The organism is Butyrivibrio sp. TB, from assembly GCF_900110805.1.
GTDB classification, from domain to species: Bacteria; Bacillota; Clostridia; order Lachnospirales; family Lachnospiraceae; genus Butyrivibrio; species Butyrivibrio fibrisolvens_C.
Genome location: NZ_FOER01000029.1, coordinates 41,857 through 53,398, shown reverse-complemented (window position 1 = coordinate 53,398; position 11,542 = coordinate 41,857). Strand labels below are relative to the sequence as shown.

The 11,542-nt window shown below is 42.1% G+C and carries 8 protein-coding genes and 1 pseudogene; 3 read left to right on the top strand and 6 right to left on the bottom strand.

Going from position 1 to position 11,542, the window contains the following annotated elements; genetic code table 11:
- Positions 1-229 (bottom strand): annotated as a pseudogene (locus BMX21_RS16490) (hypothetical protein); the annotation flags it as partial.
- 524 nt (positions 230-753) lie between these two features.
- Between BMX21_RS16490 and BMX21_RS16485 the strand changes: the two are divergent.
- Both BMX21_RS16485 and BMX21_RS16480 read left to right on the top strand, forming a co-directional pair.
- Positions 754-2,241 (top strand): sensor histidine kinase, encoded by a 1,488-nt coding sequence (locus BMX21_RS16485; RefSeq protein ID WP_022754672.1) that lies wholly within the window; start codon positions 754-756, stop codon positions 2,239-2,241.
- Positions 2,219-2,908, top strand: coding sequence for a response regulator transcription factor (locus BMX21_RS16480; RefSeq protein WP_022754673.1), 690 nt, complete (start codon positions 2,219-2,221; stop codon positions 2,906-2,908). Before BMX21_RS16485 ends, BMX21_RS16480 begins: the two co-directional genes overlap by 23 nt.
- A 114-nt stretch (positions 2,909-3,022) precedes the next feature.
- Here the strand turns inward: BMX21_RS16480 and BMX21_RS16475 are convergent, their stop codons facing one another.
- The 3 genes from BMX21_RS16475 to BMX21_RS16465 form a co-directional block, all read right to left on the bottom strand.
- Entirely contained in the window at positions 3,023-4,090 is a 1,068-nt protein-coding gene (locus BMX21_RS16475; RefSeq protein WP_242952946.1) for an undecaprenyldiphospho-muramoylpentapeptide beta-N-acetylglucosaminyltransferase, read from the bottom strand.
- 218 nt (positions 4,091-4,308) lie between these two features.
- Positions 4,309-4,557 (bottom strand): TIGR03905 family TSCPD domain-containing protein, encoded by a 249-nt coding sequence (locus BMX21_RS16470; protein ID WP_022754675.1) that lies wholly within the window; start codon positions 4,555-4,557, stop codon positions 4,309-4,311.
- Between the two features lie 302 nt (positions 4,558-4,859).
- Entirely contained in the window at positions 4,860-5,555 is a 696-nt protein-coding gene (locus BMX21_RS16465) for a hypothetical protein (protein WP_022754676.1), read from the bottom strand.
- 359 nt (positions 5,556-5,914) lie between these two features.
- Between BMX21_RS16465 and fba the strand changes: the two genes are divergently transcribed.
- Entirely contained in the window at positions 5,915-6,784 is an 870-nt protein-coding gene (gene fba, locus BMX21_RS16460; RefSeq protein ID WP_027218983.1) for a class II fructose-1,6-bisphosphate aldolase, read from the top strand.
- Positions 6,785-6,917: 133 nt separating this feature from the next.
- Here fba and BMX21_RS16455 read toward each other — a convergent pair whose 3' ends face one another.
- Positions 6,918-10,358 (bottom strand): glycoside hydrolase family 2 TIM barrel-domain containing protein, encoded by a 3,441-nt coding sequence (locus BMX21_RS16455; RefSeq protein ID WP_177174085.1) that lies wholly within the window; start codon positions 10,356-10,358, stop codon positions 6,918-6,920.
- 210 nt (positions 10,359-10,568) lie between these two features.
- The gene (locus tag BMX21_RS16450) at positions 10,569-11,501 is read right to left on the bottom strand and encodes an alpha/beta hydrolase (protein ID WP_092046014.1); all 933 of its coding nucleotides are present in this window, start codon (positions 11,499-11,501) and stop codon (positions 10,569-10,571) included.
- Between the last annotated feature and the right edge of the window lie 41 nt (positions 11,502-11,542).

Sequence of the window (11,542 nt, the reverse complement as noted above, 5' to 3'; positions counted from 1 at the left end):
TAGTGTCTTGCCTTACAATAACCCAGTTGTCTAAGCGTTTGAGACTGCCTCTTATCTGGTTGTCTTTTTCTTCAAGCGTTTGCTTTATGAAATCTCTTTCGAGTCTGTTGAACTGAGCATGTACTCCTCTTTCAAACTCAGCCATCTCGAAAGGATTCTTTGCAAAAGATTCCTTAATTTTTACAAGTTTTTCTTCCACTTCTTCCCAAATTTGTTTTATACTGTCCATAAGGACACCTCCTGCATTTTTTGTTTTTGCCAACAAATATGTTAACACAGAAGGTTGTCCTTTTTATTGCGTACAATTATTTTACCATTATCTATTAATCCTACAAAAACTTTACCCTAGCTTTCAAAATTGTTACATTTATTTTTCCACGTCGCTCAAACGTGCTGTATTACTGCACTTTATGATTTTCGAAAATCAGCTTGTTTTAAGCCTTTTTTATCAAAAATATAAAAACAATCAAATAAGGATCTTTTTCTTAATATATCAAAATGATTTTATGAGTATCTTATTGATTATAAATGATCATTTTGATCTTATATCGTATATAAAATGAGCAACTACCGGTTTACTATTACTTAACATCTAACTCCAATTTGGTTTTACATCCTGATAATGGTAATAGAATCTGTAAATTTATAGCTATTTTATGAAGCCTTCACAGATTGTTCAGAGTCGCATGTTACCAACAGCTGCATTAAAATGGTATACTTATATTAATGTAAGAAGCGAAAGGATGGCTTATTATGCGTCTAAAAACAAAACTTACAATAACCGCAGTGACTATGGTACTCCTGCCTCTTTTTCTTATCACTATGGCATTCATACTGATCGGCGGTATCATGAATGAAGGCAATACCAAAAATCTCATATATGACAACACCAGGTATATGAGGATTGCTGATGATATCTTCGAGAAGATAGGTCAGGATATAGCTTCTAACCCGGATATTCTGACTGATAGCGCATACCTTGATAAGATCAATGAAGAAGTTCTTATGGAAGGTGGCTATGTGATCGTAAGGCAGTCAGGTGATATCATCAGTTACAATGGTTCTAGTAATGATGATAACGATCTAACCTTAATTTTACCTGAATACGGGAGCGGCCCGGATCATCTGAGTGGTTTTTTCTATAATGATGAGAAAAAACTCATACGGCAGTTCGATTTCACTTTGTCTGACGGAACTAACGGATCCCTTTTTATTGTGTTCTCATTGCAAACTCTGATAGCTCCTGAGTTCTTCGGATATATGTTCGTGGCTATGTGCGCTATATTGCTCCTTACGTCACTAATACTGACTGCATGGACCAGAAGCGGTATCTTCAAGCCTTTGGGTGAGCTCAATGTAGCTATGCAGAAGATCAAGGACGGCAACTTCGATTACAGGCTCAACGATTCTATGGAAAAGGGCGAGATCGGCGAGATGTATCGTAACTACGAAGACATGAGACTGCGCCTTAAGGAATCCGCCCAGGAAAAACTCGAACACGAGCAGCAGAACAAGGAGCTGATCCGTAATATCTCACATGACCTTAAGACTCCTATTACTACTATAAGAGGCTATGCAGAGGGTCTTATGGAGGGAGTTGCAACAACTCCTGAGAAACAGCAGAAATACCTCAAGACGATATATAACAAAGCCAATGATATGAACAATCTTATCAATGAGCTGACTTTGTATTCGTCAATTGATAATAACAGGATCCCTTATAACTTCAGGAAGCTCAATGTTGCGGACTATTTTGGTGACTGCGTTGAAGAGGTTGGAATGGATATGGAAGGCCGGGGCATCAAGCTCAACTATTCTAATCTCACTGCACCTGATACAATAGTTATAGCTGATCCCGAGCAGCTCAAGCGTGTTATCAATAATATAGTTTCTAATTCCGTCAAATACATGGACAGGAATGACGACCATGGACAGATTGATATAAGGATCCTGGATGAGGTGGATTCTATAAGGATCGAGATAGAGGACAATGGCCGCGGCATAGCCCAGAAGGACCTTGCCAATATATTCGAGCGTTTCTACAGAACCGATTCATCCCGCAATTCCAAGCATCAGGGAAGCGGTATCGGTCTATCTATAGTCAAGAAGATAATAGAAGATCATGGCGGTTATATATGGGCAACCAGCCATGAAGGTGAAGGTACGACGATGCATTTCGTACTGCGCAAATACACAGAACCAGTTACAGGAGGATACGATGAGCAGAATACTAATAGTTGAAGATGAAGAAGCTATTGCTGACCTTGAAAAAGATTACCTTGAACTTTCAGACTTTGAAGTTGAGATTGAGAACAGAGGAGACACAGGTCTTCAGAGAGCCCTGTCAGAGGACTTCGATCTTGTGATCCTGGATCTGATGCTTCCGGGAATGGATGGTTTTGAAGTGTGCAAACACATCCGTGAAAAAAAGGATATGCCGGTCCTCATGGTCTCTGCCAAGAAGGATGATATAGACAAAATAAGAGGTCTTGGACTTGGAGCTGATGACTATATTACAAAGCCTTTCTCTCCATCAGAACTTGTAGCCCGTGTTAAGGCTCACCTTTCAAGATATGACCGCCTTGTAGGCTCCGGCACTGCCAAGAATGATGTCATTGAGATAAGAGGTCTTAAGATCGACAAGACAGCAAGAAGAGTATACATAGACGGAGAAGAAAAGAACTTTACTACCAAGGAATTCGATCTTCTGACTTTCCTTGCAGAAAACCCTAACCACGTATATACCAAGGAAGAACTCTTTAGAAAAATCTGGAATATGGACTCCGTAGGTGATATCGCAACTGTAACCGTTCATATCAAGAAGATCCGTGAAAAAGTCGAGCTTGATACCTCCAACCCTCAGTACATTGAGACCATCTGGGGAGTAGGTTACAGATTTAAGGCATAAACCATATATTTGAGTTAATAGAAAACATAATATCCTCGATGGTTTCGCAAGACAACGTCCCTTGCAAAGCCTTCGAGGATATTGCACCGCCGATGTTATAAGCGCGTATCAGTTTTAGTTAGCCTCTTCCTCTATCATACGTATGATGGTCTTGGTGGCATTGCGCTGACCGGATCCTGTCATACGGGCCATGTACTGGTCTCTATCTTCATAGATCTCGTGTATCTTCTCTATAAGTATGTCTTCATCAAGGTCTTCACTTAATATAACTTCAGAAAATCCCTGCTGCTCAAATGACTTGGCATTAAGTTCCTGATCGCCTCTTGAGTTCTTGCTGGAAAGAGGTATGAGAAGGTTGGGCTTATGAAGTGCCAATAGCTCGCAGATTGAGTTAGCGCCTGCTCTTGACACTACAATATCTGCAAGAGCGAAGAGGTCTTTGAGCTCAGTCTTAACATATTCAAACTGCTTGTAGCCAGGTACATCCAGACGCATATTGTCCATTTTGTCCTTGCCGCAGATGTGTATCACGTTGAAATAAGGAAGGATCCTGGGAAGAGCTTCACGTACAACTTCATTGACAGACTGCGCACCAAGGCTTCCTCCTATTACCATAAGAACAGGCTTGGAATCTGTGAATCCGCAGAGCATCTTGCCGGCCATGGCTTTACCTGTCATAAGTTCATCGCGGATAGGTGTACCTGTAAGAACTGCCTTGTCAGCAGGAAGGTACTTCATGGTCTCCGGGAAGTTACAGCATATCTTCCTTGCAGAGCGGACGCAGAGCTTGTTGGCAAGTCCGGGAGTAAGATCTGATTCATGAAGGATGCACGGGATCTTAAGTCCTGCTGCCGCATTAACAACCGGCACGCTTACAAATCCTCCTTTGGAAAAAAGAACATCAGGCTTTTCTTTTTTGAGGATCTTCCTTGCCTGGGCAAATCCCTTAATAACTCTAAAAGGATCCGTAAAATTCTTGGCATCAAAATATCTACGGAACTTACCTGTAGATATTCCATAATATTTAATGTCGAAATCGGCGATGAGTTTTTTCTCAATACCGTCATAAGATCCTATGTAGATGATCTCATATCCCTTATCTTTGAGATATGGTATAAGAGCTATGTTGGGCGTAACATGTCCTGCTGTTCCGCCGCCTGTGAGTACTATTTTTTTTGCCAAATCAACACCTCTAAAATCCCGCATTTATAGTGGCGCTATAAACATGATCCGGTGTATTGTCTCATCCATATTTGATCAGATATGAATAAGCTATCGCACCTTTTTTCATCCGCCTTGCAGGAACTTTGTTTTCTTATGATGTACAGGTCAAAAGACTCTTTTGACACTCAGATAAATATGTATTCCCGAAAAAATATTCTTAAATATCAAAGATATATTTATGCGTTAACTGCTGCTTTTAAAGCCTGTGCCAGCTGATCAGGACATGATGTTGGCTTGAAGCCGCACTTAATGCCTTCAAGTCTTGCGATGGCATCGCTTGCCTTCATTCCTTCTACGAGCTTGGATATGCCCTGAAGGTTACCATTACATCCGCCTGTAAATGATACAGACTTTATGATATCGCCGTCCATATCAAGCTTGATCTGTGTTGAGCATGTGCCCTTGGTCTTATAAACTGTTTCCATAGTATATTATCTCCTATGCCATTTAGAACTTTATATTACCGGTTCTTGAATTATCCTACATTTTGCAATTTTTAATTGTATCACATTAGCTGTTAAGATGCGACCATCATAATTTACAAACAAGATTAGTAAGTTGATCACGTAAATAGTACTTACAGACTCTGACTTTCCACTTGAGTAGTGCTGCATCACCGATGGATCATCCAAATAAAAACCCCTGCCAAACGGGGAGATGGCAAGGGTTTTCATTACATCATTTATTATTGGTATCGCAAGCGATTAACACCTATAAGAAGCCAAAATTAGTTACCAGCTACTACGAATACGAAGTATACGTTACCAGCTGCATCAGAAGCAATGTGGCATCCAAGAGCTGTAACTCTATTGTGGCCAAGTACATCTGTTGATCTTGGATATGCAACCTGAATCATAACAGGTGCAAGTTCTTCATATGTAAGTCCCTTAGCATATGCTGCAGGAAGCTTTAAGCATGTGAATCCGCCAATTGTATAGTTAAGACCATACTGTGCGAAGAGAGCGTTCATTGTGTTTGTGACAGCATTAACGTCTCCACCAGCCATGTATGTGTTCATGATGTTAGTAGCCATAGAATCAAGGTTCTTGTCATGTGTTACTGCGCCAAGGCCTGATGCTGCACGAAGTGTGCTGAGCTGACCTGCTGCATAGTCATGATATGTTGTTGTTGCTGCAGGTGCAGGTGTTGTAGATGTTGTCTTTACAGATGTAACTGCTTCACCAGCTGCTGCTGTAGCTGAAGGCTTACGACCTTCCTTTTGACCATATGTAAGGTAGTGGTTGAGAAGTGCCTGAGCATCTGTTCCGCATGCTGCTGCTACATCAGGATATGTTGTAGCATAGTAAGTAGGATCGAATTCTGCTGCAAATGTTGTGATAGTTGTAGCTGCTCCTGCTCCTGTTACGATCATTGCTGCTGCACTAAGTGCTGTGAATGTCTTTAAAAGCTTGTTCTTTAACATAAATATTCCCTCCGGCGTCTGTCGCCCCTCTTATTTTTTAAGTCAAAACTATTTTGACTTTGCGTTTTTGGATTGCGGTATTTCGCAAACCGTGATCTCATTATAAGTTAAAAAAACTGTTTGTAAACCCTTTTTAGATAGAACGTCATTTTCACCCGACGAAATGCATTTTGTCGTGACGAATGACATGTACGCAGCCGATGCCATATCCCTTATCAGATAAAAAATCCCTTTATTTCATAAGAAATGTGGATAAATGTTATGGTTTCCATTTGCCTTACTGTATGCTATAATTTTCACTGTGATATTATTTTCACAAACACTTTTTTGAAACCGTTTTTTAAAAGGAGGATTTCATTATGTTAGTAAATGCAGCTGACATGCTTAAAAAAGCTAAAGCCGGACATTATGCAGTAGGTCACTTCAACATCAACAACCTTGAGTGGACTAAGGCTATTCTGCTTACAGCAAAAGAACTCAGAAGCCCTGTTATCCTTGGTGTATCTGAAGGCGCAGGCAAGTACATGGGTGGTTATCATGTTGTTGTAAACATGGTTAACGGACTCTTAAAGGATCTCGACATCGACGTTCCTGTAGCTCTTCACCTTGACCACGGTTCATACGAAGGATGCTACAAGTGCATCGAGGCTGGTTTCTCTTCAATCATGTTCGACGGATCACACTATCCGATCGCTGAGAACATCGAGAAGACCAAGGAACTTGTTAAGGCAGCTCACGACAGAGGACTTTCTATCGAGGCTGAAGTTGGTGCTATCGGCGGAGAAGAAGATGGCGTAATCGGTAAGGGTGAGTGCGCTGATCCTAACGAGTGCAAGCAGATTGCTGATCTTGGCGTTGACTTCCTTGCAGCTGGTATCGGTAACATCCACGGCAAGTATCCTGATAACTGGGAAGGTCTTTCATTCGAGACTCTTGATTCTATCCAGCAGCTCACAGGTGAGCTTCCACTTGTTCTTCACGGTGGTACAGGTATCCCTGCAGAGATGGTTAAGAAGGCTATCACACTTGGTGTTTCTAAGGTTAACGTTAACACAGAGTGCCAGCTTGCTTTTGCTGAAGCTACAAGAAAGTATATTGAGGCAGGTAAGGATCTTGAAGGTAAGGGATTCGATCCTAGAAAGCTTCTTGCTCCTGGCTTCGAAGCTATCAAGGCTACAGTTAAAGAGAAGATGGAAATGTTCGGTTCTGTTGGTAAGGCTGACGAATAATCCTTTTAATTTGACTATATTAAAACCGGTCGCTTGTTGGCGGCCGGTTTTTTGGATTAATCTATTCAGTTTTTCTTATAAGATTAAATATTTTTCTGTACATGCAGTATTAGATTATTCATATATTACTGCATCAGATTCCTCTTAACATGAATGAGAACTTAAAGGTCTTGCCCTTTTCTACAGGGAGTCTGAATTCGGGATGTGTAAGTGATCCCCAGGTATTGTCACCTGCTATTCCAAGCTGTCCTATAGATGCTCTTACAACTGTATGGTGGATAGGAGGAAGCTCGAAGTGGTGGGCTGCATTCTCTATCTCATGAGGCGTCCATGGGAGCGCAGAAAAGCTCATTCCTTCAGGAAGCTCAGTAGCAAGGAGCAGTCCTCGTCCCCTTTCGTCGGTTACAGATGCAAATCTTACGCCAGCGTGGTTGCCTGATTCCAGAGGCAGAAGGTATGGTTCAAGCTGCGAGCTGGCCTTTCCTTCATACATAGAGAGCTTAGCTCCTGCCATCTTGTCAGAATATGTCTCTTCAGGTCCATATCCATACCATTTAAGATTGTCGTAGTCGGCATTCATCTTAAAGATCATACCAAACTCCGGCATCTCTATAAGACCCTCGACAGGATCGTAGGAAAGAGTGATCCTGATACTTCCATCTCCGTATACATCATAGGTTACGAAGCACTCAGCTTCAGGACTTGTCTGGAGCTTATAATTGTAGCTGATGCTGACGTGATCTTCGTGTTCCTTGACTTCGAATGGAGTTCCTCCAAGGAAGTGCTCATACTGGGTATAGATATCATATTTTGGCATGAGATACATGCTGGCAATCTTCCACTGGGCATAGCGGGCAGGTGCTCCGTTACCATAATCGTTCTGAGTAGGTGCTCTCCAGAAGTTAGGAAGTACCTTGGACTCAAGCAACTCTTTGCCCATATATTTATAACTTGTAAGTGCTGAACCTTCTGTAAACAGAGCTTCGAAGTTCTCACCCTTGATGCCTACATTGCAAAGACCGTAAGTTACTGTATATGGCTTATTCTCTCCAAAGGTTATATCTATGCTGTTTCCAAACTCATCTTCAGGGATGATGATCTTATTAAGCAGAGCTTCATCATCAGCTTCACTATCATCAGATCCAGCATCCACAGCTTCTGATTCTGATTCCGGAAGCTGATCATTCATAGCCAAAGCCAGTTCTTCTTCGCTTCCTACAATGTATTCAGGGCCATTCTCAACCATGAATACATCTTCGCCGAAGGCTACTTCATAGCCGGCCTCTGCGTATCTTGTGTCTTCTTTTAGAAGGAAGGATACTCTTATTACATATTCGCCTTCTTTGTTGCAGATCTCGCCGTAACCTATTTTCTCTTCAAGAGATAATCCGAATACTTCCTGCTGCCCGGGCTCAACAGATACGATGTAGTCCTTCTGATATTCAGTCTTACCATACCTTTCTACGCACAGCCTCATTATGTACTGGTCTGTGTTGGTAAAAAGAGTCCTGTTGCGGACTGTGACTGTATCTGCGTCCTCATCTACTATCACTGCAAAGGGCTGGTAGTTGTACTTGACGCTCTGCATCTTGGGAGAAGGCTTTCTTTCATCGCCGCCAAAGGCTATACCATTGCCGCAGAAGTCGTTGTCATTGGGTCTTTCGCCAAAGTCTCCGCCATAACCCTGGAACTCTACTCCATAGCGGTCCTTCCTTATAATGGACTGGTCTATATAATCCCAGATAAAACCTCCCTGATACAAAGGCTCCTCTTCCGTAAGATCGGTATACTTGTACATAGCGCCGCAGGAATTGCCCATTGCATGGGTGTACTCGCAGCATATGAAGGGCTTGTCCCTGTGCTCTTTGAGATAATCTTTTATCTCAGCGACAGGAGGATACATGCGGGATTCCATGTCGGAAGTATCATTGTATCTTCTGTCATGGCATATGCCTTCATAGTGGACAAGTCTTGTAGGATCTGTATGCCTGAAATATTCGGACAGCTCGTATATGACTTTGCCGCCAAAAGCTTCATTGCCGCAGGACCAGATGATAACTGAAGGGTGATTCTTGTCACGCTCCAGCATCGATGTTCCTCTGTCTATGAGCATATCAAGCCAGTCCTCGTTGTCATATGGAACCATATAGCTTTGGGGCTTTTTGCCCTGACCTGCCGCATCCCAGGTTCCATGTGTCTCAAGATTGGTCTCATCTATAACATAAAGTCCGTACCTGTCACAAAGCTTGTACATATAGCTGTTATTAGGATAGTGGCTCATACGAAGGGCGTTGATGTTATTCCTCTTCATGTTGATAACATCTGTCTCCATATCCTTATGGCTAAGAGCTCGTCCTGTCCTTGCAGAGAACTCATGACGGTCAGTTCCATTGAAGACTATGCGCTTACCATTAAGATACATGATGTGGTCATCACCCATCACAAATTCTCTAAAGCCCACTTCCTGAAGGATAGTACCGCATTCTGCACCGTTTTCATCATATAAGGTTATGATAAGGGCATAGAGACTTGGATCCTCTGCGCTCCAAAGGCTTGGATTATCGGCTGTAAGTGTGACCTCTGTCTTTTTGGAGCATATATTTCTTGAATCTTCTTTGATATCTTTGATATCTTCTGTCCATTCGGTATCTATAGAGCATATCTCATCTCCGTCTGCTGTCTGAATATTAAGATCTCTGTCCCATTTTTCCTTAAAAAGGCTAAGGCTCATCTGACCACTTCCGCAGCCCTTGAGGGTTACATGGAGTTTACCTTTTGTATAATCATCTGTAAGCTCAGTTACGACCTTAATATCATATACGTCCATGCCGCTAATGTCACAAGCGCCGTTCTTACTACCGGATGCAGCTGTTATTGCTCCCTCTGATCCTGCTACGCCGCAGCCCTTATCTGATGCACTTGACGTTCTGGTAAAAAGGGTCACATCCCTGAATATACCGGAGAATCTGAACATATCCTGATCCTCCATCCAGCTTCCTGCATTGTACTTAAATACCTGCACGGCGAGCTTGTTCTCACCATCTTCCTTCATGCAATCTGTAAGATCGAATTCCTTGGCGTCAAAAGAACTGGAGCTATATCCAACATATACTCCGTTAAGCCACAGGGCAAAAGCGCTCTCTACGCCGTCAAATCTTATGTAAAGGCCATGATTTATAAAGCCCTTTGGAATTGTAAAGTACTTAACATAATTGCCTACAGGATGGTCCTTGGTTGGGATCATCGGAGGGTCGATGTCCTCATGTCCATCCCACGGATACTGAACATTGACATACTGCGCTACGCCATAGCCTTCCAGCTGCATATGCGCAGGCACTCTTATATCAGCCCATCCATGGCAGTCTACCTTTGGATCTTCAAAATCTTTGGGAAGGTCATTTAGATTAGCGGAATATCTGAATTTCCAGCTTCCGTTCAAAGACATGCGGTATGAGCTTACCTCATCCCATGCTTCCTGAACATTTTTGCAAATGATGTGATCTGAGTGAGCCGGGAGACGCCCGTCTGCGAAGTATCCCGGATCTGTTAGTTTAGAATAATCAAAAGTCCCCATATTATATAACCTCATAATAATATATTTAAGTTGTCCGTTTTCAATTATAGGTGTCAAAAGATATATCTAAGTCCTGGTGTACCGCCCCATTCATATTTGATCAAACATGAACGAGTCATCACACTGGTTAAAGCCTTATATATCTTCTGACACCTATTTCATTATAATTTATGTATCCTGTATTTGTTATTATTTATTTGCTTTTAATTATCAGAAATTATTGTGTGAAAGGAAGTCGTCAACCTTCTTCCAGTATTTCTTGGAATCTATCCAGACTCCTTCTATGTGCTTTGCTCCCAGAGTCATACAGAACTCCTTCTTGCATGCAGCTGCATCGAAGAGCTCACGGCACATGTGAGGCTTAACGAATTCATCAGCATCTCCATGAAGGAAAAGAGTTGGAGTCTTGGAATTTTTGACAGCATCTATAGGTCTTATCTTATAGATATCGTATCCTGCACGAACCTTGACTTCAAAGCGAAGAAGCGGGATGGCAAGCCATCTTGGAATAGCTGCTATCTTCTTATCAAGACCTTCGTACACTTCTTCGAACTCGTCCTTAACACTTGTATAGGAACTGTCTGATATCGCACATACAACATTCTCAGGAAGAGACTCTCCTGTTACAAGGAGTGTTGTAGCTGCGCCCATGGATGTTCCATGAAGGAGTATCCTAGCATCCTTGTCTCTTTTGATGATCCAGTATATCCACTCTATTATGTCATAACGGTCATCGTGGCCATATCCTATATAATCGCCCTCGCTCTGTCCGAAACCTCTAAGGTCAGGAAGGAGTATGTTCCAGCCTTTCCCTGCATATTCCTGGGCATAAATTCCCATTCCTTCTGAACTGTCCCAGATGCCGTGGATAAGGACTACATAGTGGTGCTCGCCATCATTGCCCGGAATATAGCTTGCATGAAGACGAAGAGAATCTATAGAACTGATATATATGTCTCTTTTGGATTCATGATTCCTGACCCATCTACGACCTCTTGTTACAAGTTCTGATGAATCGGGATCTTCATCTGTACGCTGCCTTGGCTTTATAGCATAGTCATAGAGTTTATTGCCTGCAAAAGCACCCCCAAATAAAATACCTGATATTACACTAAGAAGTACGAAACCTGTCTTTTTACTCATATATATCCTCTTCCTTAAGTATTATTCATTACGAATCATGA